Annotated in this window: 17 protein-coding genes; 13 read left to right on the top strand and 4 right to left on the bottom strand. The window is 70.8% G+C overall.

What is annotated here, in order from left to right:
- The first annotated feature begins 211 nt into the window (after positions 1 to 211).
- From kdpF to ACIBH3_RS08235, 9 genes are all read left to right on the top strand, one after another.
- Positions 212 to 301, top strand: a complete 90-nt coding sequence (gene kdpF / locus ACIBH3_RS08275; protein WP_396311108.1) for a K(+)-transporting ATPase subunit F — start codon at positions 212 to 214, stop codon at positions 299 to 301.
- Between the two features lies 1 nt (position 302).
- Positions 303 to 1964, top strand: coding sequence for a potassium-transporting ATPase subunit KdpA (gene kdpA / locus ACIBH3_RS08270; RefSeq protein WP_396311107.1), 1662 nt, complete (start codon positions 303 to 305; stop codon positions 1962 to 1964).
- The gene (gene kdpB / locus ACIBH3_RS08265) at positions 1964 to 4075 is read left to right on the top strand and encodes a potassium-transporting ATPase subunit KdpB (protein ID WP_396311106.1); all 2112 of its coding nucleotides are present in this window, start codon (positions 1964 to 1966) and stop codon (positions 4073 to 4075) included. The genes kdpA and kdpB overlap by 1 nt, the downstream gene beginning before the upstream one ends.
- 19 nt (positions 4076 to 4094) lie before the next feature.
- On the top strand, positions 4095 to 4724 hold the full coding sequence (gene kdpC / locus ACIBH3_RS08260; protein WP_396311105.1) for a potassium-transporting ATPase subunit KdpC: 630 nt from the start codon (positions 4095 to 4097) through the stop codon (positions 4722 to 4724).
- Between the two features lie 197 nt (positions 4725 to 4921).
- Positions 4922 to 7468 (top strand): ATP-binding protein, encoded by a 2547-nt coding sequence (locus ACIBH3_RS08255; RefSeq protein WP_396311104.1) that lies wholly within the window; start codon positions 4922 to 4924, stop codon positions 7466 to 7468.
- 175 nt (positions 7469 to 7643) lie between these two features.
- Positions 7644 to 8318, top strand: a complete 675-nt coding sequence (locus tag ACIBH3_RS08250) for a response regulator (protein ID WP_396311103.1) — start codon at positions 7644 to 7646, stop codon at positions 8316 to 8318.
- A 264-nt stretch (positions 8319 to 8582) separates the two neighbouring features.
- On the top strand, positions 8583 to 10229 hold the full coding sequence (locus ACIBH3_RS08245; protein WP_396311102.1) for a hypothetical protein: 1647 nt from the start codon (positions 8583 to 8585) through the stop codon (positions 10227 to 10229).
- A 68-nt stretch (positions 10230 to 10297) separates the two neighbouring features.
- Positions 10298 to 10597, top strand: coding sequence for a hypothetical protein (locus ACIBH3_RS08240; protein WP_396311101.1), 300 nt, complete (start codon positions 10298 to 10300; stop codon positions 10595 to 10597).
- Between the two features lie 64 nt (positions 10598 to 10661).
- Positions 10662 to 12041: a GH1 family beta-glucosidase gene (locus ACIBH3_RS08235; RefSeq protein WP_396311100.1), complete on the top strand. Its 1380-nt coding sequence runs from the start codon at positions 10662 to 10664 to the stop codon at positions 12039 to 12041.
- A 23-nt stretch (positions 12042 to 12064) separates the two neighbouring features.
- On the opposite strand, the gene ACIBH3_RS08230 is transcribed toward ACIBH3_RS08235, so the two are convergent.
- The 3 genes from ACIBH3_RS08230 to ACIBH3_RS08220 are packed head-to-tail and all read right to left on the bottom strand — an operon-like array spanning position 12065 to position 15818.
- Positions 12065 to 14362 carry a hypothetical protein gene (locus tag ACIBH3_RS08230; RefSeq protein ID WP_396311099.1) on the bottom strand — a complete coding sequence of 766 codons (2298 nt, stop codon included), beginning with the start codon at positions 14360 to 14362 and terminating at the stop codon, positions 12065 to 12067.
- Entirely contained in the window at positions 14359 to 15183 is an 825-nt protein-coding gene (locus ACIBH3_RS08225; RefSeq protein ID WP_396311098.1) for a hypothetical protein, read from the bottom strand. The genes ACIBH3_RS08230 and ACIBH3_RS08225 overlap by 4 nt, the downstream gene beginning before the upstream one ends.
- 53 nt (positions 15184 to 15236) lie before the next feature.
- Entirely contained in the window at positions 15237 to 15818 is a 582-nt protein-coding gene (locus tag ACIBH3_RS08220) for a Pycsar system effector family protein (protein ID WP_396311097.1), read from the bottom strand.
- 152 nt (positions 15819 to 15970) lie between these two features.
- On the opposite strand from ACIBH3_RS08220, the gene ACIBH3_RS08215 reads away from it, so the two are divergent.
- Positions 15971 to 16642, top strand: a complete 672-nt coding sequence (locus ACIBH3_RS08215; protein ID WP_396311096.1) for a Crp/Fnr family transcriptional regulator — start codon at positions 15971 to 15973, stop codon at positions 16640 to 16642.
- Positions 16643 to 17441: 799 nt separating this feature from the next.
- Here ACIBH3_RS08215 and ACIBH3_RS08210 read toward each other — a convergent pair.
- Positions 17442 to 19796: a putative bifunctional diguanylate cyclase/phosphodiesterase gene (locus tag ACIBH3_RS08210; protein ID WP_396311095.1), complete on the bottom strand. Its 2355-nt coding sequence runs from the start codon at positions 19794 to 19796 to the stop codon at positions 17442 to 17444.
- A gap of 610 nt (positions 19797 to 20406) precedes the next feature.
- Between ACIBH3_RS08210 and ACIBH3_RS08205 the strand changes: the two genes are divergently transcribed.
- From ACIBH3_RS08205 to ACIBH3_RS08195, 3 genes are all read left to right on the top strand, one after another.
- Positions 20407 to 23550 (top strand): EAL domain-containing protein, encoded by a 3144-nt coding sequence (locus ACIBH3_RS08205; RefSeq protein WP_396311094.1) that lies wholly within the window; start codon positions 20407 to 20409, stop codon positions 23548 to 23550.
- Positions 23551 to 23894: 344 nt separating this feature from the next.
- Positions 23895 to 25409 carry a TIGR02677 family protein gene (locus ACIBH3_RS08200; protein ID WP_396311093.1) on the top strand — a complete coding sequence of 505 codons (1515 nt, stop codon included), beginning with the start codon at positions 23895 to 23897 and terminating at the stop codon, positions 25407 to 25409.
- Positions 25406 to 26629 carry a TIGR02678 family protein gene (locus tag ACIBH3_RS08195; protein ID WP_396311092.1) on the top strand — a complete coding sequence of 408 codons (1224 nt, stop codon included), beginning with the start codon at positions 25406 to 25408 and terminating at the stop codon, positions 26627 to 26629. Before ACIBH3_RS08200 ends, ACIBH3_RS08195 begins: the two co-directional genes overlap by 4 nt.
- Positions 26630 to 26631 lie beyond the last annotated feature (2 nt).

The raw sequence follows: 26631 nt of genomic DNA, 5'->3' as shown, positions 1-26631 counted from the left end.
ATGGAGCGCGTCAGGGCCCGCGGAATCCCCGGAATCGGCTGATTGGCTGCATCTGCCGGTCGCCCGCCGGTGCCGTGCGGACCTTCGAGGCCCGCTACGGCCAGGTCCCTGAACCACTTTGGGTGGAGCCCATGTCAGATCTGATCTTCGTCGGTGTCACGGTCGCCGTGTTCGCCGTCATCGCCCTGATCGCACGGGGGGTGGAGAGGCTGTGAGTGTCGACAACATCGCAGGTCTCATCGTCGCCGTCGCGCTCGTCGGCTACCTCGTCGTGGCGTTGATCTACCCGGAGAAGTTCTGACATGAGCTCCACTCTCGCGGGCTGGTTGCAGGCCCTCGCCCTGGTCGGGGCGCTGGCCCTGTGCTACCGCCCCCTGGGCGACTACATCGCCCGGCTCCTCACCACCGCAAGACACCTCAGGGTCGAACGCGGCATCTACAAGGTCATCGGCGTGGACGGTGACGCCGACCAGCGCTGGCCGGTCTACCTGCGCTCGGTGCTGGCCTTCTCCGCCGTCTCGGTTCTCTTCCTGTACGGGCTGATCCGCCTCCAGGGCTATCTGCTGCTGAACCTCGGTGTCGAGCAGATGCCCGGGCACCAGGCCTGGAACACCGCGATCTCCTTCGTCACCAACACCAACTGGCAGTCCTACGGCGGCGAGTCGGCGATGGGCCACCTGGTGCAGATGGCGGGTCTGGCGGTGCAGAACTTCGTCTCCGCGGCGGTGGGCATCGCGGTCGTGGCGGCGTTGATCCGCGGGTTCACCCGCAACCGCACCGACCGGGTCGGCAACTTCTGGGTGGACCTGACGAGGATCACGCTGCGGCTGCTGCTGCCGCTGGCGATCGTGTTCGCGGTGGTCCTGGTCGCGAACGGGGTGGTACAGAACTTCCACGGCTTCCACGAGGTGACCAGCCTCGCCGGTGACCCGCAGGCGATCCCGGGCGGTCCGGTGGCCTCGCAGGAGGTCATCAAGGAACTGGGCACCAACGGCGGCGGGTTCTACAACGCCAACTCGGCGCACCCCTTCGAGAACCCGACCGGGTTCACCAACTGGCTGGAGATCTTCCTGCTGCTGGTGATCTCCTTCTCGCTGCCGCGCACCTTCGGCAGGATGGTCGGCGACAACCGGCAGGGCTACGCGATCGTCGCGGTCATGGCGATCTTCTGGGTGGCGTCGGCCGCGCTGATCACCTTCGCCGAGTCGCAGCACTCCGGTTCGGCGCTCCAGGCCGCCGGCGGGGCGATGGAGGGCAAGGAGCAGCGGTTCGGCATCGCGGCGTCGGGTCTCTTCGCGGCGTCGACGACGCTCACGTCCACGGGCGCGGTGAACTCCTTCCATGACTCGTTCACGCCGTTCGGCGGCGGTCTGACGATCTTCAACATGATGCTCGGTGAGATCGCGCCCGGCGGGACGGGTTCGGGGCTGTACGGGATGCTGGTGCTGGCGATCGTCGCGGTGTTCGTGGCGGGTCTGATGGTCGGGCGCACCCCGGAGTACCTGGGGAAGAAGCTCGGCGGGCGGGAGATGAAGTTCGCCTCGCTGTACATCCTGACGACGCCGAGCATCGTGCTGATCGGCACCGGTGTCGCGATGGCGCTGCCCGGCGAGCGGGCCGGGATGCTCAACTCCGGTGCGCACGGGTTCTCCGAGGTGCTGTACGCGTTCACCTCCGCCGCGAACAACAACGGGTCGGCGTTCGGCGGTATCACCGTGAACACCGACTGGTACGACACCGCGCTGGGGCTGGCGATGGTCTTCGGCCGGTTCCTGCCGATGGTGTTCGTGCTGGCGCTGGCGGGTTCGCTCGCGCGCCAGCAGCCCGTCCCCGCAACCCCGGGCACCCTGCCCACCCACAAGCCGCTGTTCGTGGGCCTGCTGTCGGGCGTCGTCCTGATCGTCGTCGGCCTCACCTACTTCCCGGCCCTGGCTCTCGGGCCGATCGCGGAAGGTCTCCACTGATGTCCACCACCCTTACCCCGGCCCCGGTCGAGAAGACCGAGGCCCAGGAGCCGCACAGAGTCTCCGGCGGGCTCCTCGATCCGAAGCTGATCGTCAAGTCCCTCCCGGACGCGGTGAAGAAGCTCGACCCGCGCGTCATGGTCAAGAACCCGGTCATGTTCGTGGTCGAGGTCGGCTCGGTGGTCACCACCGTCTCCGCGATCGCGAACCCGTCCGTGTTCGCCTGGGCGATCACCCTGTGGCTCTGGCTCACCACGGTCTTCGCGAACCTGGCGGAGGCCGTCGCGGAGGGCCGTGGCAAGGCGCAGGCCGACACCCTGCGCCGGACCAAGACCGACACCACGGCCCGGCGTCTGGTCAACTGGCCCGCCTCGCAGGCCGAGGAGGAGGTCTCCGCGACCGCCCTCCGGCTCGGCGACCACGTGGTGGTCGAGGCCGGGCAGATCATCCCCGGCGACGGTGACGTCGTCGAGGGTGTCGCCTCCGTCGACGAGTCCGCGATCACCGGCGAGTCCGCGCCGGTGATCCGCGAGTCGGGTGGCGACCGCAGCGCGGTCACCGGCGGCACCAAGGTGCTCTCCGACCGGATCGTGGTGAAGATCGCCTCCGAGCCCGGCAAGTCGTTCATCGACCGGATGATCGCGCTGGTCGAGGGCGCCGCCCGGCAGAAGACGCCGAACGAGATCGCGCTGAACATCCTGCTCGCCTCGCTCACGATCGTCTTCCTGATCGCGGTGGTCACCCTGCAGCCGATGGCGACGTTCGCGGGTGCACCGCAGTCGATGGTCGTGCTGGTCGCGCTGATCGTGGCGCTGATCCCGACCACCATCGGCGGACTGCTGTCCGCGATCGGAATCGCGGGCATGGACCGGCTGGTGCAGCGCAACGTGCTGGCCATGTCCGGGCGCGCGGTGGAGGCGGCGGGCGACGTCAACACCCTGCTGCTCGACAAGACCGGCACCATCACCCTCGGCAACCGCCAGGCGGCGCAGTTCCAGCCGGCCGCCGGCGTCACCGTCGACGAACTGGCGGACGCCGCCCAGCTCTCCTCCCTCGCCGACGAGACCCCCGAGGGCCGCTCCATCGTCGTCCTGGCAAAGACGGAGTACGGCCTGCGGGCCCGCGCCCAGGGCGAGCTGACCCACGCCACCTGGGTGCCGTTCACCGCCCAGACCCGGATGTCCGGCGTCGACCTCGACGAGGCCGACGGCGTCCACTCGGTGCGAAAGGGCGCAGCCGGCTCGGTCACCGCCTGGGTGACGGAGAACGGCGGCACGGTCGGCAGGGACATCGCCGACCTCGTCGACGGCATCTCCGCCGCCGGCGGCACCCCGCTGCTCGTCGCCTCCCGGATCGGCAGCGCCGTCCCCAGGGCGCTCGGCGTCATCCACCTCAAGGACGTCGTCAAGGAGGGCATGAAGGAGCGGTTCGACGAGCTGCGCCGGATGGGCATCAAGACCATCATGATCACGGGTGACAACCCGCTGACCGCCAAGGCGATCGCGGACGAGGCGGGCGTGGACGACTTCCTCGCCGAGGCCACCCCCGAGGACAAGATGGCCCTGATCAAGAAGGAGCAGGAGGGCGGCAAGCTCGTCGCGATGACCGGCGACGGCACCAACGACGCCCCGGCGCTGGCCCAGGCGGACGTGGGCGTGGCGATGAACACCGGCACCATGGCGGCCAAGGAGGCCGGCAACATGGTCGACCTGGACTCCAACCCCACCAAGCTGATCGAGATCGTCGAGATCGGCAAGCAGCTCCTGATCACCCGTGGCGCGCTGACCACCTTCTCGATCGCCAACGACGTCGCCAAGTACTTCGCGATCATCCCCGCGATGTTCGCGGCGGTGTACCCGGGCCTGGACAAGCTGAACGTCATGGCGCTGCACAGCCCGACCTCCGCGATCACCTCGGCGATCATCTTCAACGCGCTGGTCATCATCGGTCTCATCCCGCTCGCCCTCAAGGGCGTCACCTACCGGCCCTCGGACGCGAGTTCGCTGCTGCGGCGGAACATCGGGGTCTACGGGTTCGGTGGTCTGGTGGTTCCGTTCGTCGGGATCAAGGCGATCGACCTCATCGTCCAGTTCATTCCCGGCCTGAGCTGAGAAGGAGGAGAAGAGCATCATGTCCAAGCCCCTGCCCGCCTCCGTGCGCACCCACTTCACGGCGCTGCGGATGCTGCTGGTGATGACCGTCACCCTCGGTCTCGCCTACCCGCTGCTGGTTACCGGGATCGGCCAGGTCGCGTTCAGCGCCAAGGCCAACGGCTCGATCGTCACATCCGACGGCAAGGAGATCGGCTCCAGCCTGCTCGGCCAGAACTTCAACCTGCCCAAGCAGAACCCGAACGACCCGGACGAGGCCGCCGTCCCGGATCCGAAGTGGTTCCAGCCCCGCCCGTCGGCCTACAGCTACGACCCGAAGGGCTCCGGCGCCTCCAACCTCGGCCCCAACAGTGAGGACCTGCTGAAGGACGTCGAGGACCGCCGCGCGGCCGTCGCCGCCTTCGACGGCGTCGACCCGGCCACGGTCCCGGTGGACGCGCTCACCGCCTCCGGCTCGGGCCTGGACCCGCACATCTCCGTCGCCTACGCCAAGGAGCAGGTCGACCGGGTCGCCAAGGCCCGCAACCTCCCCGCGGACACCGTCACCAAGCTCGTCGACAGGTACACCGAGAGCCGCTCGCTCGGCTTCCTCGGCCAGGACGGCGTCAACGTCGTCCTGCTCAACCAGGCGATCAGCGAGCAGAAGTGATGTCACATCAGTTCACCGAATAGGGAGACCGGCCCGGGCGCGGGGGAGCACCCCCGCGCCCGGGCCGGTCGCCCGCGTTCCCGAGCCGAGGCCGACCCGTCCCCGCTCACCGGACCATGTCACTCCGATTCGACGCTTCCCCCGACAGACATCGCCCACCGTGTCCCCGGCCGCCCTTCAAGGAAAGAGCAGCGCCCATGTCCCGTGACCTCACCCCCGGCATCGCCACCCGCCGCGGCCGGCTGAGGGTCTACCTCGGTTCGGCCCCCGGCGTCGGCAAGACGTACCGGATGCTGGATGAGGCGCACAGACGGATCGACCGCGGCGCGGACGTGGTGGTCGGCTACATCGAGTGCCACGGCCGCCGCAACACCGAGAACATGCTCCAGGGACTCGACGTGGTGCCCAGGCTGACCCGCAGCTACCGGGGCGGCGAGTTCCAGGAGATGGACCTCGACGCCCTGCTCGCCCGCAAACCCTCGGTGGCCCTGGTCGACGAGCTCGCCCACACCAACATCCCGGGCGGGCGCAACGCCAAGCGCTGGCAGGACGTCGACGAGCTGCTGGAGGCCGGCATCGACGTCATCACCACCGTCAACATCCAGCATCTGGAGTCGTTGAACGACGTCGTCCAGAAGATCACCGGCATTCCGCAGCGCGAGACCGTCCCGGACGAGGTGGTGCGCCGGGCCGACCAGATCGAACTGGTCGACATGGCCCCGCAGGCGCTGCGCCGCCGGATGGCCCACGGGAACGTCTACAAGGCGGAGAAGGTGGACGCTGCGCTCTCCAACTACTTCCGGGTCGGCAACCTCACCGCCCTGCGCGAACTCGCCCTGCTCTGGGTGGCCGGGCGGGTGGACGAGGGCCTGCGCGACTACCGGGCCAGTCACAACATCGACCGGGTGTGGGAGACCCGGGAGCGGGTGGTGGTGGCACTGACCGGCGGCCCCGAGGGCGAGACGCTGATCCGCCGCGCCGCCCGGATCGCCGACCGCACCGCCGGCGGCGACCTGCTCGCCGTCCACATCACCCGCAGCGACGGCCTCGCCGGCGCCTCCCCGGGTGCGCTCGCCGAGCAGCGGCAGCTGGTCGAGACCCTCGGCGGCAGCTACCACGTGGTGGTCGGCGACGACATCCCCGAATCGCTGCTGGCCTTCGCCCGCGCGCACGACGCCACCCAGCTCGTCCTCGGCACCAGCCGGCGGGGCCGGATCAACCGCTTCCTCACCGGGCCCGGAATCGGCGAGACCACCGTCGACGCCTCCGAGGACATCGACGTCCACATGGTCACCCACGAGTTCACCGGCCGCGGCCGGCTCCCCTCGCTGGGCCGCCGCCACTCCAGGCGCCGCACCGCCGCCGGCTTCGCCGCAGGCCTCGCGCTGCCCGCCCTGCTCACCGCCGTCCTGTCACAGCTCAGCACCCTGAACCTGACCACCGTCGCGCTGATCTTCCAGCTCGGTGTCGTCGCCGTCGCGCTGCTCGGCGGGGCGACGTCCGCGCTCCTGGCCTCGCTGGTGGCCTCGCTGCTGCTGAACTACTACTTCATCCCGCCCGTCCACACCTTCACCATCACCGAGCCCAACAACGTGATCGCGCTGGTGGTGTTCGCCGTCGTCGCGCTCACCGTCTCCACCGTCGTCGACCACGCCTCCAGGCTCACCACCCGCGCCGCCCGGGCCACCGCCGAGGCGGAGACCCTGAGCACCCTCGCCGGCAGCGTCCTGCGCGGCGCCGACGCGGTCCCCGCGCTGCTGGAGAAGACCCGTACCGCCTTCGGTATGGACTCCGTCGCCCTGCTCGACCGGGCCGGCGGCGAGACCCTCGCACGCAGTGACGCCGACGGTGATGCGGCGCCCGACCGGGTCGTCACCGAGCTCCCGGTCGGCGACGACGCCCTGCTCGTCCTCGCCGGGCGCCGACTGCCCGCCGCCGACATGAGGGTGCTCACCGCCTTCGCCGCCCACGTCGCCGCCGCGCTGGAACGCGACCGGCTCGCCACCGTCGCCGCCGAGGTCGAACCGATCAAGGCCGCCGACCGGATGCGCACCGCCCTGCTCGCCGCCGTCAGCCACGACCTGCGCACCCCGCTGGCCGCCGCGCTCGCCTCGATCGGCTCCTTGCGCAGCCCCGACGTCGAGTTCTCGCCCGAGGACCAGGTCGAGCTCCTCACCATGGCCGACGAGTCCCTGGTCAAACTCACCCGCCTGGTCGACAACCTGCTCGACATGAGCCGCCTCCAGGCCGGCGCCCTCACCCTCCATCTGACACCCACCCACCTCGACGAGGTGCTGCCCCGCGCGATGGACTCGCTCGCCGACCCGGAGGCCCCCGTCCAGCCGCTCGGCCTGGAGAGCGCACCGCCCGTCCTCGCGGACCCGCCGCTGCTGGAGCGGGTGCTGGCCAACGTGATCACCAACGCCCTGCGCCACAACGCCCCCGGCGCTCCCGTCCTGGTCACCGCCAGCAGCCACCTCGACCGCGTCGAGGTCCGCGTCATCGACCGTGGCCCCGGCATCGCCCCCGAGGACCGCGACCGGGTCTTCCTCCCCTTCCAACGGCTCGGGGACACCGACAACACCACCGGCGTGGGCCTCGGCCTCGCCCTCTCCCGCGGCCTGGCCGAGGCCATGGGCGGCACTCTCGATGTCGAGGACACCCCCGGCGGCGGCACCACCATGCTCCTCACCCTGCCGGCGGCGGCAGGAACGGACATCGGGCTGACGGAGGTCGACGTATGAGCGGGCAGGGCTTCTGCGACCTACGGCTCCCGTGCCCCGGGCGCCGTGACCGGCGGCGGGTTCGGCCGGGTGACCAGGCGCGGGATCGGGCGCCTGTCCAGCTGTGTGACCGGCCGCGTGACCGGGTGCGCACCCGGGCGCGGGAGGACCGCGGCATCCGGGGAGGGAAGCGCTCATGAGCCGCATCCTCGTGGTCGACGACGAGCCGCAGCTGCTGCGTGCCCTGAAGATCAACCTGCACGCCCGCCGGTACGCGGCGCTGACCGCGGCCACCGGACAGGAGGCGCTCGACCTCGTCGGCCGGGTCCCGCCCGACGCCGTCCTGCTCGACCTGGGCCTGCCCGACCTCGACGGCATCGACATCATCCACGGCCTCCGGGCCTGGACCACCGTCCCGATCATCGTCCTCTCCGGCCGGGCGGACTCCACCGACAAGGTCCAGGCGCTCGACGCGGGCGCCGACGACTACGTCACCAAGCCCTTCGTCATGGACGAGCTCTTCGCCCGCCTGCGCGCCGTCCTGCGCCGCCCGCCCCGGGAGGAGCCACCGGCACGGGTACGGGTGGGAGACCACTCGGTCGACATCGCCGCCGCCCAGGTCACCGGGCCGAACGGCGCCGTGCGGCTCACGCCCACCGAGTGGAAGATCCTCACGCTGATGCTGGCCAACCCGGGCCGCCTGATCCCCGGGCGCCAGATCCTCCAGTCGGTCTGGGGTCCGGGTCAGGAGGAGCGCTCCAACTACCTCCGGGTCTACTTCGCAGGCCTGCGCCGCAAGTTGGAGCCCGACCCCACCCGCCCCCGTCACCTGATCACCGAGCCCGGTATCGGCTACCGCTACCAGCCGTGACCGGCAGGCGGGTACCCGGGGGCGGGCGGGCCGACGGGTCGGTGGGCGTCAACGATGCGTCAAGAAGCCCTGGCCGGCCATCAAGAGAGCGTCAGGGGTGGCGGGCGGGGCCCGCCGGGGTCATAGCGTCAGCGGTGAGGAAACGGTTCCGCTTCTCCTTCGTGGGGGAGTGGGGAGCGGAATCACGCCGGATCCCGACCTCGGCAGGTCCCCTGCCGAGGACAACTCCGGCGGCCAGGTGATGGGGAGGGGGACGCGCGCGTCATGGCGGGTGCATCGGGCAGAACGGCCGAACCAGGGAAGACAGGCCCGCCGCGGACGGCGGGACCCGGGCCGATCGAGTCCGCACCCCGATCGCGCGTCCCCCGCACCACCGGCGGGAACACACCGACACCGGGGCCGGGCACGGGCACCTCGGCCCCGCGTCCGGCCCCGGCCCGGCGGGCCTTCGCCCTTGTCGGGCCGGCCTTCGCCGCTGTTCGGCCCGCCCGCGCCGCCGCCGGACGCAACCGGCGCGGCGCCCTCCGCAACGCTCCACGCCTGGTCCGCACACTCACCGCGCTGTGCCTGGCAGCCCTGCTCGCGGCCGGCGCCGCCACCGCCACCGTCCTGACCGGAGCCCGCGCCGACCTGGACACGATCGGTCACAACGCCGCCCCGCAGGCCGCCCGCGCCGCCGACCTGTACTTCGCGCTCAACGACATGGACGCCCAGGCAGCCAACCTGCTGCTCCTCGGCGCCGACCCCGACTACGCCACCCTGCGGAAGCAGACCCAGGACGCCTACGAGCAGCGCCGCGCACAGGCCGGCACCGACCTCCAGCGGGCCGCCGAGGCAGCCTCCGGCGACCCGGCCGGCCGCGTCGCCGTCCAGAACGTGCTGAGCGAACTCGGCCGCTACGAGGCCCTGGTGGCCCGCGCCCAGCTCCTGGAGGAGCAGGCCCACGCTCCCGCCGGGAAGCCCTCCGCCGAGGCGCTGGACGCCTACCGCCAGGCCACCGACCTGCTGCGACAGCAGCTGCTGCCCGCAGCCGACCAGGTCACCGCCGCCAACTCCGCCACCGTGGAGCACAGTTACCACGCCCAGCGCGCGGACCTAGCAGCCGGCCGGTGGTGGATCCTCGCCGCCGGCGTGCTCGCGCTGGCCGCCCTGGCCGCCCTGCAACGGACCCTCACCGTGCGCTTCCACCGCCTGATCAACCCGCCGCTCGCGGCCGTCACCCTGCTGACCTGCATCGCCCTGACCGCAGGCCTGCACCTCGCGGGCCGGGCCGACGACCACCTGACCGTCGCCAAGAGCAACGCCTACGACTCCGTCATCGCCCTCAGCCGCGCCCGTGCGGTGGCCTACGACATGAACGCCGACGAGAGCCGCTACCTCACCGACCCCGCCCGGGCCGCCGCGTACGAGCAGACCTTCTTCGACAAGACCCAGGCAGTGGCCCGCCTGGACGGCGCCACCCTCGGCGACTACGACGCCCGCCTGCGCAGCGCCGCCGACGACCACCGCGCCGACCACACCACCGTCCCCTTCGGTGGCTTCCTCGGTGCCGAGCTGCGCAACATCACCTTCCCCGGCGAACAGGAAGCCGCGGAGCGGGTGCTGAAGGCCTTTCAGCAGTACCAGCTGGACGACCGCAAGACCCGTTCGCTGCGCGGCCAGGGCCGGCTCAAGGACGCCGTCACCTTCAACACCGGCACCGCGCCGGGCCAGTCCAACGCCGACTTCGCCCTGCTCGGTGCCGCCCTGGACGACGTCCTGGCCATCAACCGGAACGCCCTCGGCCGAGCCGTGGCCGAGGCGGACGACGACCTCGACGCCAGCACCGCCATCACCGGCGCCCTCGCGCTCGCCGCCGCCCTGGCACTCACCGCGCTCGGAGTCCGGCCCCGACTGCGGGAGTACCGCTGAGCGTTCCGTCCGTCGCGCCGGCCTCCGGGCGCGGGTCTGCGGGCTCGGGCAACGAGGTCTCATTCCAGGTGAACTTCCTGGCCGCACACCTGCTCGCCAAGCTGCTCCGCGCCCCGCTGTCGGCCTCCCGCGCCGGGCGGATCGTCAACGTCTCCTCGTCTCTGCACCGCACCGCGTCGATGAACTGGACCGACCCGCACCGGGTCGGCTACCTGTTCCGGCGCCAACTGCACCGGGCCTCGCGGGCGTTCCGCAGATCGCCGGCCCTGCCCGGTATGGCTCGGAGGCGCTCACCGGCCCCGAAGGACTTCGAGAGCCTGCCTCTCGGGGCCTGCATCTGGCGCTTTGGCGGCGAAGCACTAACATGAGTCCTCCTCATGTTCTCGCGTTCTCGCGTTCGATCCGTCGCCATCGTGAGCAAGGAGCCAGGCCGTGCCGAACCGACTCGACCTCCCGGCGGACTTCCGCTGGGGAGTCTCCACCGCCGCCTACCAGATCGAGGGAGCCGTCGACGAGCACGGGCGCGGCCCGTCCGTCTGGGACGTCTTCGCGGCCAGGCCCGGCGTCGTCCGGGACGGGCAGACCGGGGCGGTGGCCTGCGACCACTACCGCCGCTATCCCGAGGACGTCGCCCTGATGCGCGGCCTCGGCCTGGACGGCTACCGGTTCTCGATCGCCTGGCCCCGCATCCAGCCCACCGGCGCGGGCGCTTTGAACCTCGCCGGCCTCGACTTCTACGACCGCCTGGTGGATGCCCTGCTTGCCGCCGGCATCACCCCGCTGCCCACCCTCTTCCACTGGGACCTGCCGCAGGCCCTGGAGGCTCCATCGACCAGCGGCTCCGCCGCGGGCGGCGGCTGGCTCAACCGCGACACCGCGTACCGGTTCGCCGAGTACGCCGCCGTAGTCGCCGACCGCCTGGGCGCCCGGATCCCCGCCTGGATCACGCTCAACGAGCCCTTCGTCCACATGGTCTACGGCTACGCCCTCGGCATCCACGCCCCCGGCCGCGCCCTGATGCTCGACGCGCTGCCCGCCGCCCACCACCAGCTGCTCGGCCACGGGCTGGCGGCCGCGGCGTTGCGTGAGCAGGGCCTGGAGGTGATGATCGCGAACAACCTCACCCCGGTCCGCCCGGCCACCGATGACCCCGCCGACGTGGTGGCCGCCACCGCCTACGACGCCCTGCACAACCGGCTGTTCACCGACCCGCTGGTACTCGGCCGCTACCCCGACCTGTCGGCGTTCGGCGTCGGCCCCGACCTCGGCGGCAGCGTCCTGGAGGGCGACCTGAAGCTGATCGCCGCCACGCCGCTCGACGGCCTCGGCGTCAACTACTACAACCCCACCCGCATCGCCGCCCCCACCGACCCCGGCCTCCCCTTCACCGAGGCCCCCATCGAGGGCGTCCCCCGCACCGCCTTCGACTGGCCCGTCGTCCCCGACGGCCTGCGCGAACTCCTCGTCGGCCTCCGCGACCGCTACGGCGCCGCACTCCCACCCATCACCATCACCGAGAACGGCTGCTCCGTCGCCGACGAGGTCCACCCCGACGGCACCGTCCCCGACCAGCCCCGCATCGACTACCTCGCCGCTCACCTCGACGCCCTAGCCGCGGCCGTCGCCGAAGGCGTCGACGTCCGCGGTTACTACACCTGGTCCCTCCTCGACAACTATGAATGGGCAGAGGGGTTCAGTCAGCGCTTCGGTCTGGTCCACGTCGACTTCGAGACCCAGGTGCGCACCCCGAAGGCGTCCTATGCCTGGTACCGCGACCTGATCGCCGCCCACCGGACGCGGCACGGGGGGTAGGCCGGGTCGTGTTCCCGGCGGCTTCAAGCGAACTCAACCGGACCGTCCAACTCCTCGGCCGTCAACGCCTCGCTCGGAGCGGCCTCGACGCGGGTTCCGCGTCCCGGTTCCTGGGGCATCTCCGGGCAGGATATACAGTCGAAGAGTTGGTCGCTGACCCGGCTGCCGTCCGGAAGGATGGTCTCGCGAACCGCGTGCCACAGGTCCACGGCCGCCTGGGCCTGTGAGTGGCCACGTAGCGTGGGTGCGAGCTGGCCGAGGACGATGTCGGCGGCAGCGCGGTCTGTAGCAGCAGCACGGAGCCAGGCCGCCGCGCGGGCGGTGATCTCCGGCGACTCGGCAGTGTCGCCGAACAACTCCCGGAGTGCGTCCCGGAGGTGAGGTTCCGCCAGCGGGGATCCCGGATCGAGCAGCCAAGGAAGCCCGGCGTTCTCGCAGTGCATCAGGGCGAGCAGGGCCAGTCGGCCCGCCGGGGCAGGCCACTCTCTGACCAGCCAGTTCTCGACTTCGCGAACCAGCATCGGGCGCATGCCGGGCCTCGTCGCGAGGAAGTCGAAGACGTCCAGCACCTGGGCCCGGATCGTGCGGTCGTCCGTCTGGACAAGATTGCGCAGCCGGGTCATCGCCAACCGGCGGGCACTCTGAGTGCTGCTTTCGTCGATCAGGACTCTTCGGCAGACTTCCGCGACGACCGCCCGGACCGATGCTGTCTGTTTTGCCCACTTCGAGAGCGAATTCCAGGTGGTGCCGCTCATGTGATCGTCTTTGAGCGCACGCTCGGTAACAGTGACCAGGAGTGCCGCGCGATCGGCCTGGAGCGCCAAATCCCTTACTTCGTCGAGGCGTTGGGACGTCCTGTGCCGGAGGATCAGCGCGGACAGCGCGCGCGGTGAGGGACCGCCGTCGGTCCGGGGCCGGACGGGCAGGCGCACCAGCCATTTCAGCAGCACCGTGCGAAACGGCGGGAAGTTGTCCCAGACGTAGCCGAGAACGGCCTCCGAGTACCCCGGGCGGTCGAAGGTGACCCGGTCCTGCGGGTCGACATCTGCGGACAGTGCCAGCAGGCGCGGGCGTAGGCCTCGCCCGGCGAAGATCGTTCCTACGGTGGGCGAGCCGACGGCCTGTGGTCCGCCGGACGCGGCTTCGATGGCCGTTTCCAGAGCGTGGGCGTCCGCACCGATCACCGATGCCGGCGCGACGCGGTGGATGGCCAGGGCGAGCAGCAGGCAGCGGTCCGAGAGCGAGAGCGGGGTCTCCTTGCCGGAGAGCGTTCTGGCCGGGTCGTTGAAGAGCGTGTCGAAGTGGTCCCGCCAGTCGGCCAGCGCCAGCTCGATCTGCCCCTGCAAGCCGTCGGCCCTTGTGGCCGGGGACGCCAGGTGCTCGATCCTCACGGGACGATCGACAGGGCCCTGTGCGCCGCTGCTGTCGGCGGTGGACTGTCGCTGCTGGTGAGTGGCCCACTGCCGGACGACCGTCTCCACGCAGCGCACGGCCTCGACGGCGTCCCGCCCCTGGATCGATGCCCTGGCGTTGGTCGACCGGACGTACTGGACCAGTGAGCCCAGACCCTTGGCACTGAGATGGCGCTCGACGAGTTGTTGCGCGTTTGGCGGTGCCGGCAGGTGAACGACCTTGATGCCCGGCCCGGACCAGCTGTGGTGGCCGGCCCACAGTTCGTCCGTGGCTGTCACCACCAGGCGGGATCCGGCCTGGCGCAGCTTTTCTGCGAACACCGACAGGCGGTCGAGGAAGTCGCGGTCGAAGCGGTCGATCTCGGGATCTTTCAGCTCCAACAGGTAGGTGTGGTCACGTTCGAGAGGGAGCCGTCCGACGGACGGCTGACTCCAGTCGGCCTCCAGATCCAGCAGGGCGGACTCGGCCGGCGCATGGCGGGCACCGAGTTGCCGGGCGAACGTGGTGGCACCGTAACCCCGGCGCGACACGATCAGGAGGACTCCGTAACTGCCGCCCGGCCGAAGCACGTTGGCGCCGTCGGACCAGGCCCTTTCCCACTCCGGCGGTTGGAGGAAGACGGCGGAACGGATCAGTTCATCCCGGTTGAACTCCGTTCCGTCTAGGACGTCGCGCTTACGGGTCTCCTGGATCAGGTTCTCGATGTTGTTGGCGAGTACATCGATATTGGTGATCCGGGACGAGAACGCGTCCTGCCGGGAGCGGTCGGCACGGGGATCGGACGGTGGCGGCAACACGAACCGCGCAGGTCGGCTCCCGAAGTCGGCGTCCGGCGCCCCGTGCGGCGCGGGCAGCGACGCGAGCAACTCCTCCAGGTCGTCGGCCGCTCGATGATCGTCTGTGTTCACCCGTTGAGCTGCCCTTCGTCCGAGGCTCGGCCGGCGTGGTTGATCTGTCGCGTCCGCAGGGTGGTGATGTTGTTGGCCAGGGTGTTGATGTTGACGTTGCCGGACAACTGGACACCACCGGGGGAGACCGGAGCCGTGGTCCGCTCGCCATCGTCGTGGACGGGGTTCGCCTCGCTCCTTTCCAGGTACTGGGCGACCACACCGGGGCTCAGCCTGGGCACATGGATCCACGCGGTTCGGGTGAAGGCCTTGCCCGGTACGGTGGCGGGCGCGGCGAGGAAGTCACGCTCCGGCAGAAGCCTGCTCCGGCGGGCGAGGACCACCCGTCGGTACATCTCGTCGGACAACGCGAGGGTTGTGTAACTTCCGTGGGCACTCGCGGCGGCGATGCCTGCCCGGACGGCGTCGCTGTCGACGAACCGCGCCACGTCGTTGATGGCATCCGCCATGTTGCTATCGGGCATGGGCCCGACGTGCACGCTTACTCGGACGAGCAGCGGCGGATCGTCACGCTGTCGCTGCTGCTCGTAGCCGTGCAACTCCTCGTCCAGGAGCCGGATCAGCGGGTCCACTAGCCGCCAGGTGCGGGCCGGCGGCAGGACGAGTATGCAGCCGTCACCGGTGTCCTGGAAGCCTGCCGAATCCTTCCACTCCGCTGCGAGGTCGCTCTGCGTGAAGGCCGACTCCAGCGCGCTGTCCAGGGCCTGCCGAAGCATGGGCTGGCGATGCTCGGGGGCCTTGCTGAAATCCTTGATGTCGACCGCGAAGAGCGTGCGTTCAGGCGGCAGGTCCCAAGGGTGGGCTGGAACAGTGGTGTCCATTGGAGCGAATCCGTTTCTGGTCGATCAGATCGGCGGAGCCGTCGTCAGTTTGCTTACACCATGGAGTTCATCATCGCTGGCGCGGCGGCCAGCGTGACCCCGACCCCGCCCAGGACCAGAGAGGTGCGCACTCGTACGTGCTTCGCCCAGGCGATTCGGGAAAGCGCCACCAACTGCCCACTGAGCGCCGGGAGCAGATCCTGCTCGGCGAGGGCGGCGGCCAACTCGTCGGCGCTCCAGTACCTCAGATGACCAAAGTAGATGACGTTGTGCCGCCACTCGTCCGGCTCGCCTCGGGAACCGATGCGGGGAGCGACCGCCGCAATTGCGAAGACGAGAGCGGCGGCGACAAGTACCGCGCTGACCCAGAGGTCCACCAGGGTGGCCGTCTGCCGCCGCTGGGAGTGAGCCCCGGAGATCTGCACGGTCTGCGCGACGCTCGTGATCGCCACCAGAGCCGCTGTTGCGAGGCTCAGGGCGAACGAGGCCTTGACGTCCACCCGGCCGACCCAGTCGGCCAGCGAGCCGTGGATCCGCCAGGCCGCATCCAGCCCGGCGGTGGTGGAGACCGTGGTGGTGGCGCCCGAAAGTCCTGGGAGTGGGAGACCGTTGGTTCCGACGGTTGGGACGCTCATGTGGTTCTCCCATTCAGTGGAATTCCGGGGTCCGGTCCGCGGCGAGGCGACCGACCGGTCATCTTTGTACCTGCGGCGGACGGGTCCGTCTGCGTCAAACTGCGCAGAGGGAAGGGGATGCGGGCTACGGTGGAGTTCGAAGGGGGTGAGCAGTGGTCGGATCGGCGCTGTCCGAAGAGTGGAGACGCCTGATCAGGTCTGCGGGTCAAGAGGTGCTCTGGCGGCGCGGTGAGCTCCTGGTCCGCGAGGGTGACGCCGCGGATCGGATGATCCTCCTCCGACGGGGGCTGGTGAAGGTCACTGCGGCGTCCGCGACCGGCTTTACCAGTCTCCTCGCCTTGCGTGGACCGGACGAACTGCTCGGTGAGCTGTCCTGCGTGGACGACGGGCCCCGGTCCGCTACGGCAACAGCGATGGGGGAGGTGGCGGGGGTGGCCGTACCGGCGCCGAGATTCACGGCCCTCCTGGAAGCACACGGCGGACTCGCGCTGGCCGTGCTGCGGAGCGTGGCCGTCCGGCTGCGGGAATCCGACGTCGGCCGGGCGGACCTCGGCGCGCTGCCGACGGTTGCACGGACCGCACTGGTCCTCGCGAGGCTCTCCCAGAGCTATGGGACCCCGGTACCGGAGGCGGCTGACGGGGTGGCTCGCCGCCTGACGGTCAACCAGCAGGAGCTTGCCGGAGCGGTCGGGGCCTCCCGGGAGTCGGTGGTGCGGGTCCTGCGCGTGCTGACCGACCACCGCCTGATCGTCGTCTCGCGGGGGCAGGTCGTGGTGCGTGATCCAGCGGCCCTCGCCCGCTGGCCCGGCGCCGGGTCCGGCTGAGTCTCGCCGCGACCTTGCGACGCAACGTCGTAGGCCTGAGGCCTCACACGGCCTCACGTGGTGCCGACCGAGGCCCGGCGCCTGCGGGAGGAGGACGAGGCTCTCGCCGGGCGACTCCTGAACTGGGACGGAGGGCTGCGCCGCGCCCGGTCCGATTCGGGCCCTCGTTGGTATTGTGGTGGCCCGGGTTGACGAAGGGCGGGAATGGTGGAAATCACCCTCTCCTCCTGACCTCTGAAGATCAGAATGATCAGCGTGGTACCGCGATCTGATCGCCACCCACCTGTCCCGGCGCGGGAGGTAGGTGGACGGTCTACCCGGACGAGGCGCGGCAGATTGGCACTACGGACTGGAACCGGCATGGTCGCCAGCCGTCCGACGTGGCACGACAGTAGGCGGAGACTCCGGCCGCGCCAAACGGCCACCCCCATCAGCTGCGGTGCCGCGATCAGGGCGAGCGCCGTCGTCACGACCAGGAGGGCGCCGGTGACGGCGGCCGTGCTGCGTACGATCAGGTCGGCGCGGGTCCGGTTGACGCGGAGTAGCGGCCGAGGCCGCAGGAGCCGGTGCACCGACCGTGTCACGGCCTCTGCCTCGTCGACGCTGCTACCCCGCCCGGCGACGAGGGCAGGGGCAGGGGGCGGGGGCGGAGGTATCGAGGCGGGCGCTTCGTCACCCGTCACGGACGGTGCGCGGCCACGGTCCGTCAGGGTTCCCGGATGACGGCTGACGCGATCCGCACGGCCGACGCCCGACCGGTGGAGCCGCCCCGGAGTCGGGGGCGTGAACGTGCCGGGAGTCAGGCATTCGGCCGCGGCAGACCATTCGCCCGCGTCAGGAGGTGCCACTCCATCACGCGACCCGGCATGGGCCGGCCGAAGCGGAAGCCCTGGGCCTGTGGGCAGCCGAGGGCGCGTAGGCGATCGGCCTGCTCAAGGGTGTCTACGCCTTCCGCGACGATGTCCAGGCCGAGCCCGCGGCCGACGTCGACGATGGCCCGAACCAGAAGGTCGTCCCGGGCCGTGTCGGTGCTCAGCACGACGCCAGGGTCGATCTTGAAGATGTCGATCGGGACGTCGCGCAGACAGGTGAGGGCGGCTCCGGAACCGAAGCCGCCGAGGGAAATGCGGACACCCCGGCCGCGGACCGTCGCGAGCTGGGCGGCGGCGGCCTCCCCGCCGCCGCCGAGCGTGCCCTCGCTGATTTCGAGAACCAGCGAGCCGGCATCCAGCCCGCTCTCCCGGAGGACGCCGGCCACCGTGTCGGCGAACCCCGGGTCCCGGAGCTGGCGGCCCGAGATGTTGACCAGGACGGCGATCTCCCGATGCGAGGGGAGAGCCTCGCGCCAGCGGCGGGCCTGAAGACACGCCTGTCGCATCACCCAGGCGCCGATCGGCACGATCACGCCCGTCTCCTCGGCGACGGGGATGAACTCGTCGGGCGGGACGAGGCCGCCGTGAGGTCGTGCCCAGCGCAGGAGGGCCTCCACGGCGGCGATCTCGCCCGTGGCCAGATCGACCACCGGCTGGTAGTACACAAGGAGTTCGTCACGGCTGAGCGCGTTGCGCAGGGCCTCGGCCATCCCGGCGTGGTCCTGGGAGTTGTCCCGCATGTGCGGCTCGAAGAGCACCATGCGGTTCTTCCCTTCCGCCTTGGCCACGTAGAGCGCGACGTCGGCGTCACGCAGCGTGTCCGTCGCCCCGGTCGGCTCCCGGATCAGCCGGGCGCCCACACTCGCGGTCACGTTGATCGAACGGTGATCCCCGATGACGAACGGGTCCCTGAACTGTCCGAGGATCCGCTCGACGTACTCGCTCACGTTGTCCTCGTTCAGCTCCTCCACCAGCACGGCGAACTCGTCGCCGCCCAGCCGGGCGACCAGATCGCCGCCGCGCACGCCGCCCAGCAGCCGGTGAGCGGCGGCGACCAGCAACTCGTCACCGGTCGGGTGGCCGAGGGTGTCGTGGACGTACTTGAAACCGTCGAGGTCCAGCAGCAGGAGCAGCCCTGCGGAAGGCGGGGCCGGGTGCCGGCGGACCACGTGCTCCAATCCCTCCCCGAGTAGCAGGCGGTTGGCCAGGCCGGTCAGCGGATCATGGAACGCCTGGTGGCTGAGACGTTGTTGGAGCACCGACTGCTCGCGCAGCGACTCCTCCAGGGCCCGAGCCCGCCCACGCGCCTCGGCCGCCCTGGCCTGGGCGTAGCGGGCCAGGAGGCTGACGCGCAGCACCAGCAGCACTGCGAGAGCGGCCATCATGCCCACCAGGACCGCGATGTGCGAGGGGTCGCCACGGATCCCCCTGACGTTGCACACCACGATCGCCGGCCCCAGCAGGGAGAGCGCGAGCATGACGGCCAGCCTGGGATGGGAGAGGGCCAGCCCTCCGCTCTCCTGCGCGTGCGCCATTCGGGCCACCGAGGGGTGCAGAGCCGCTGCGCCCAGACAGGCGTAGGAGACCATCCAGCCGACCTCGGAGACGCCTTCCGCGATCGCGCTCCCGGTCGTCGCCACCGTCCCGTAGTAGAGGGCGTCGGCACCGAGTGTCGTGACCAGCCAGCCGACCAGCAACAGGAAGGACGGGCCGCGGGAACCCGCCGTCAGCACAAGACGGGCTGCCAGGCACAGCAGCACCAGATCGGTCACCGGATAGGCCACCGTCACCGCGAGTGACGCCGGCGGGAGTCGGCTACGGGTATAGGGGCCGAGAATGAAGACCCAGGACAGGGTGGCGAATCCCAGCGTGACGATCCCCGCGTCCAGCAGGCCGGCCCAGTGCGCCCGGCCGGCCGGCCACCGCGTGAGCATCAACAGACCGGTGGCGAAGAGAAGATAGGCGACGAGGTACAGGCCGTCGACCGGCCCCGGGAACGGCACCTCCTCCCCGCGCACCTGGTAGGCCCCCCAGACCGCGTCCGCAGCGGCGTACGGAACCGTGCCCGCCGCCAGCACGTACCAGGCGCCGGCCGAGGGGGGTCCGTGCATGCGCACCCCCGCCACGATCGCGGGGCTCGTCGCCGCCGACAGCACCACGGGCAGGACGTAGCGGACGGAGGAGGGCATGAGTACGAACGCCACGATCACCGCGGTGCAGGCCATCAGGAAAGCCCACCATGCGTCGTCGTGGCGGCTCCACCGGCCGCGAAGCCAGCCCATACGCCCTCCTCGCCGACAGGCCGGGTGTTCGGAACAGGCGGGCCCGAAGGGGGGCCACCGGTTCGGAGGGGCGCCGGACCGGATACCTCCAGCCAACGGCGAACCCCCCGAGATCGCAAACCAGGGCGCCCCTGTCCCGAACCGCCGGTCAACCGGCTGATGATCGAGCACGGTCCGGACACGGCGACCTCCGCCCGCCTCGCAGCCGGCACTGATGGCAGGTCAGTTCCCGTCACGGCCCGTCGCGGCAGCGGGGACCGGTGCGTCCTCCTGGCCCGTCCCGACCGCGAGGGCGGGCCGCGCCCCGCGCCGACATGACACCGCGTCACGACAGCGCGCTCACCGGCGGCTGTCCGCACCGGGGTGGCAGCTACTGTCCGTGTGCGTATGAACTTCTGCGAACTAGGTATACTGAGACCAGATTTGTGCCGAAGAATCTGGCCCTAGGAGCCTCAAGACGGAGCCCGATGGTCCGCTGCTCCCCTCCGCAGCAGCCCCTACCGGTTCCGAACTCCCTGGTGCCGAGTCCCCAACGCGGGTCTCGGAACTTCCTCGCACGACGCGTCGGAGGTGGCGGGGTTTGAATACCCAACGGCGCTGGATCCCCTTGATGAGCGGGTTCGGTGTTTCGGTGGCCTTGCTCACGGCCTTCTACTATGCGTTCTCGGCCCAGCGGCTTATCTTCGTCGGAATCGGGCTGACCGGTGTCATCGGCATGCTGGTGGGCGTTCTCGTCAACCGCCCGTCCCACCGGTTGCCCTGGCTGGTACTCGCCGCCGCGAACCTCAGCTTCGCGGCGGGCGAGGCGACCCAGATCGTTCTCATCCAGTTCCTACACGAGGAGAATCCGTTCCCATCAGCCGCCGACGCCTTCTATCTCGCGACGTACGGGCTGTACGCGGTAGGGCTGTTGGGATTCGTCCGCTGGCGTTCGGCCGGGCGTGACCGGGCCAGTTTCATCGACGCGCTGACGCTGACGGCCGGCCTGGCCCTGCTGTCCTGGATCTACCTGATCGTCCCCTACACCCACGTCGCCGGTCTCACCTGGCTCCAGAAGGCGATCTCCGTCGCCTACCCGCTCGGGGACATCCTCGTGCTGGCGATGCTGCTGCGCCTGCTCGCCCCCCGCGGCGGCAAGAGCCCGTCACTGGTGCTGCTCACCGTAGGTACGGTCGGCCTGCTCACCTCCGACGTCCTGTACGCCCTCATCCAGCTGCACGGGACCTGGCACACCGGTACGGCGGTGGAGCTGGGCTGGGCAGTGTTCTACGGAGCCTGGGGCGCCGCCGCCATCCATCCCTCCATGGTCACGCTGACCCAACCCGTCAGGTGGCGCGCCGACACCGCACGCGGTCGCCTGGCCCTGCTCACGCTCGCCTCACTGATCGCACCGGCCATGCTCCTGCTGCAGGCGGCACGGGGAGTCACCACGGACGTCGGCGTCATCGGGGCCTTCTCGGCCGTCCTCTTCGCGCTGGTGCTCTACCGGCTGGCGGGCGTCGCGGCGACCCATCGGCAGGCCGTCGGCCGGGAGCGGGTGCTGCGCGTCGCCGTGGCCTCGCTGGGGTCCGCCGCTGACATCCGGGACACGGCCGCCGCGGTCCGGACCGTCGTCGCCTCGCTGCTGCCGGACTCCCAGGGCCACAGCGCACTGCTCGCCATCAGGGACACCGACGTCCTGTGGCTGATCCGTACCGACGACGGGGAGCGCCGCGCGTCGTCCCCGGAGACCGCCCGGGCCGTACAGGACCTGACGCGGACCGGCGAGGCCCGTCTGGTGAGCCGCGTCGGCCTTCAGGAGAACCTCGCCGCGGAACTCGGCGAGGCACCCAGCGCCCTGGTGTGCCCGCTGGCCCTGCCGGACCGCCCGGAGGACCAGGCGGAGCGGGACGGCCCTGCGGAGCTCAGCATAGGGGCGCTGATCGTGGCCGGGGACGAGCAGCATCTCATCGTCCTGCAGGACTCGCTGGTCACGCTGACGGCCCAGGCCGCCCTCGCGATCGAACGGATCGCCCTCAGCGAGGAGGTCGGCCGGCGCAAGAGCGAGGCCTACTTCCGGACCCTGGTGCAGAACGCATCCGACGTCATCCTGATCCTCGACGACGACGACAGGATCCGGTACGCCAGCCCGTCGGCCGACCAGGTCCTCGGCCATCTCTCGCTGGAGGGAATCCAGCTGACCGACCTGATCGCTCCACAGGACACCGGCTCGGTGGTCCACACCCTTGCGCAGATGCGGCTCCGGGACTACCAGGGCAGGCGTGAGCACTGGCAGATGACGCGCGTCGACGACGCGGGTATCGAGGTCGAGGTCAGATGCAGTGACCTGCGGTCCGAGGCGACGGTCGGTGGCCTGGTGCTCACCCTCCGCGACGTCACCGAGCAGCGTTCGCTCGAACGTGAGCTCACCCACCGGGCGTTCCACGACTCGCTCACCGGCCTCGCGAACCGCGTGCTGTTCCAGGACCGGGTCTCCCACGCGCTGACCCAGAGCCAGCGCGAAGGCACCGTGGTCGGTGTGCTCTTCGTCGACATCGACGACTTCAAGGTCGTGAACGACATCCAGGGGCACAGCGTGGGCGACGAGTTGCTGGTCGCCGTCGCGCTGCGGCTGTCCTCTACCGTCCGGGCGTCCGACACCGCGGCCCGCATCGGCGGCGACGAGTTCGCCCTGCTGGTGGAGGACTCGGTGACGCGCGGGGACGTCGAGACCTTCGCCGACCACGTGATCAGTGTGTTCGCGGAACCGTTCCGCCTCAGCGTCGGGCCGGTGAGCGTCTACGCGAGCGTGGGCATCGCCACCACCGAGGACAGCATCGACTCGGTCGAACTCCTGGCCCATGCCGACCTGGCCCTGTACGCCGCGAAGACGGCCGGCAAGCGCCAGTGGCGCGGGTACCAGCCCGTCCTCCAGAGCGGTATGGCCGAGCGGCACCAACTCCAGGAGAGCCTCGACAGTGCGCCGGTCGAATCGTCGTTCGTGGTCCTGTACCAGCCCATCGTGGAACTCACCACCGGGGAGATCGCCGGGTTCGAGGCGTTGGTCCGCTGGCCGCACTCATCGCGCGGCATGGTGCTCCCCGAGCAGTTCATCACCCTGGCGGAGGAGAGCGGCCAGATCGTCCCCCTCGGCGCCTGGGTGCTCGGTCAGGCGGCGGCCGAGGCGGTCCACTGGCGGCGGCTGCAGGTGCCGCGGCGTCCCGGCGCGCTGCCCGGCGCGCCGTACGTGAGCGTCAACGTCTCGCCGCGGCAGTTCCGGGACGACGGGTTCCTCGACGCGGTGCACGACACGCTGGAGCTGTCCGGCATCGAGCCGTCGAGCCTGATCCTCGAACTGACCGAGACCGTCCTGATGCGGCACGACGACCGCATCCGGACCGTGATGCGCCACCTGACCGACCTGGGCATCCGCATCGCGATCGACGACTTCGGAACCGGCTACTCCTCGTTGAGCTACCTGCGCGAGTTCCCGATCTCGATACTCAAGATCGACAAGTCGTTCATCGACAAGCTCGGGCGCTCCCCGCAGCAGTTCGCCCTGGTGGAGGGAATCACCCATCTGGCGGACACCCTGGGCGTCAAGGTGATCGCCGAGGGCGTGGAGAACACGACCCAGCAGGAGCTGCTGATCTCCATGGGCTGCCCGCTCGGCCAGGGCTTCCTGTTCTCCCGGCCGCTCCCGTCCGACCAAGCGGAGACCCTGATTCTGACCCCGGCCCTCGAGTGGGTCCCGGCTCGCCGGACGGGGGTCTGAGGGTGCGGCAAGGCGATACCCGCGGCGCAGGGTGGTCCTTTGGTGCCAGCCGTCCCCGGGGGCCAGCACCGGCCCTCGTCGGGGACGGGGACCGGTGGACTCGGGGCGGTTACTGGCACTTCTCGTCGATCTTGTCTTGGAGCGCCTTCGGGTAGTCGTGCCGGCTGAGCCGGACGCGGGCCAGGATCGGCGCGTGGTTGAGGTCGTCTCCGGGATCGGCGATGTCCAGCAGGACCGGCTGATATCGGGATCCGGGACTGCGCTGTCAGTGCGTCCGCGTACTGTGGGGCGGCCGGATCGGGACGACATGGGGAGGGGAGCCGTTGCGCAGGGTGCCGCCGGAGATGTTCCGGTTCACGACGGGGGACAAGGCCGAGCTCTACGGCGCGATCCTGCATGCCTTCGGCGCGGCCAACGAGCGGCTGGAGACCTCGCTCGGGCTGGACGAGGTCCGCGCCCGCCTGCGGACGGTGGGCTGGCTCGACGCGATCCACGACGACGACCTTCAGGAGGCGCTGCGCAGGCTCAAGGAGTGGCAGCTGCTCGACGTCGTCCAGAACCACGCGGAGAACTACCGCACGGCCGAGGAGTACGAGCGCCGCAATCTCCAGTACTCCCTGACCCGTCGCGGCGAAGCCGCGTTCGCCGGGGTCGAGCACGCCCTGTCCGTGCTCGCCTCGACGGGTGCGCTCCAGACAGCGGTCCTGGAGGCGATCACGGACCGGCTCGACGAGTTGTACGTCCTGCTGGGGGAACCGGTGTCGTCGGACCGCCGGGTCTTCACCACCTTGCAGGAGCTGGAAGGCCACCTGGAGGCGCTGCTGGCCAACACGAAGGCGTTCAACGGCGAGCTGCAGCGCCTGCTGCGCGCCGAGGGCGCGGACCTGGCGACCTTTCGCGAGGTGAAGGCCGCAACGGTGGCCTACCTTCAGGAGTTCCTCGTCAACCTCGATCAGCGGGGGCAGGCGGTGGCCTTCGCCGTCGAGCGGGTCGAGCAGCGCGGGGTGAGCCTGCTGCACGCGCGGGCGCTGCGCGGTGCCGAGCTGCCGCCGGCCGCCGGCAGCGATCCCGTGCCCGCGTGGCTGGAGCGGCGCCGGGCACGCTGGGAGGGGCTGCGGGCGTGGTTCCGGCCGGTGGACGGGACACGACCCCGCGTGGAACAGCTGCACGACGTGGCGCGGCGCGCGATCGTGACGCTCCTCCAGGTCCTCGACCGGATCACCGAGTCGCGGCGTCGCTCCTCCAGCGCCGTGCAGGACTTCCGGAAGCTGGCCTGCTGGTTCGCCGCGGCGCCCACCGAGAACGACCTGCACCGCCTCTGGTCGGCCGCCTTCGGCCTCGGCTCGGCCCGCCACGCCCATCTTTCCCACCAGGACCCCGAGTTGGTGCCGTCCTCGGACACCTGGGCCGAGGCTCTGCCGGTGGAGGTGTCCGCCCTGCTGCGCACCAGCGGACGCACCGAGCGGTTCACCCGTACCGGCAAGGTGCGCGACGTCGGCGGGATCAAGGCGGCCCGCGCGGAGCGGGCCCGGAAGGAGCGTGCCGAGCTCGAAACGGCCTGGGACGTCCTGGGCACCGACGGCCCGGTGCGGGTCTCGGCCCTCGGCATGCTGGACCACGCCGTGTTCGAGCGGCTGCTCGACCTCCTCGGCAGGGCGCTGGCCGCACGGCCGGACGGCACCGGCGCGCGCCGGGCGGTCACCGCGGACGGCCGCGTCGAGATCGTGCTCCGGCTGCTTCCCGACGGCGGTCGTGCCGTCCTGCGGACGTCTCGCGGGAGGCTGGAGGGGCCTGACTACCTGGTGGAGGTCCGCAGGCCCGGCGGCCCGCGATCGTCCGTCGAGAGGGAGGCGGGATGAGCACCCTGGCCAACCAGCTGGTGCTGGCCGAGCGGGAGGACGTCGCCCGGGGCATCAGACTGCTCCTCGGCCGGCCGCTGATCACCGAGCGCGGCGACCCGACCGCCTTCGAGCTGATCCGTCGCCGGCAGGACCCGTTGACGAAGTGGTTCGACTACCACTGCGGCTGGCAGCTGGTGGTGGAGCCGCGCCTGGGGTACGCCCGTCTGCTCAAGATCCGCACCGTCCCCGACGCCTCACGCCCCGCCCGCCGAGTGCGCTCCGGCAGGGCGCCCTTCGACCGCCGCCGCTACACCCTGCTGTGCGTCGCCGCGGCCGAGCTGCTGCCGGTCCCGGTGACGACGGTCGGCATGCTCGCCGACCGCGTCGCCCACGCCTGCGCGACCGACGAGGCGCTGCCGCCCTTCGACACGGCGAGCAAGCCCGAGCGCATGGCCTTCGTCGACGTCCTCAAACTGCTGGAGTCCTACGGTGCGCTGCTCACCGTGGACGGGCTCACGGAGAACTTCGCGGACTCGGTGCAGGCCAAGGTGCTCTACCGCGTGGACGCCACCATGCTGATGCGCCTGCTCACCGCACCCGTCGGGCCTTCCCGCCTGGCGGTACCGGCCGAGGAGGTACCGCTGCGCTTCGAGGAACTCCTGCGGGAGACCGTGCGCGAGCCCCGGTACGGCGGCGCCGAGGCCTCCGACGCACAGCGCAACCTCCGGCTGCGGCACTCGGTGCTGCGACGGCTCTTCGACGACCCCGCCGTCCACCACGACGAGCTCACCGCCGACGAACTGGCCTACCTCACCTCACCGACGGGACGCCAGATCGTCCGACGCGCGGCCGAACAGGGCGGCTTCGTCCTGGAGGAGCGAGCCGACGGCCTGCTGCTCGTGGACCCGGACGGGATCGCCACTGACAGCCGGTTCCCCGACGACTCCGCGACCGCCCGGGTCGCCGCCCTGCTCCTGCTGGAACCGCTGACGGCCGCTCCGAGCGGGCTGACGCCGGAGCAGCTCACCGCCGAGGCGGACAGGCTGCTTCGGCGGTTCCCCCTCTGGGCGAAGGGCTACCAGTCGGAGGACGGAGCCGAGCGGCTGGCCGCCGATGCCGTCCGAGTCCTGACCGACTTCGGCCTGGCCCGCGAGATCGGCGATCGCACCGTCGCCCGGCCGGCGGCCTTCCGCTACCGGGCCACCGCGACCGCCGGCCCGCAGGACGACCAGGCATGACC

Origin of the sequence: Kitasatospora sp. NPDC050543 (assembly GCF_044457565.1) — a bacterium.
GTDB lineage: Bacteria > Actinomycetota > Actinomycetes > Streptomycetales > Streptomycetaceae > Kitasatospora.
Note: the sequence above shows the minus strand (reverse complement) of the source record. Positions and strands in the feature narration are given on the sequence as shown.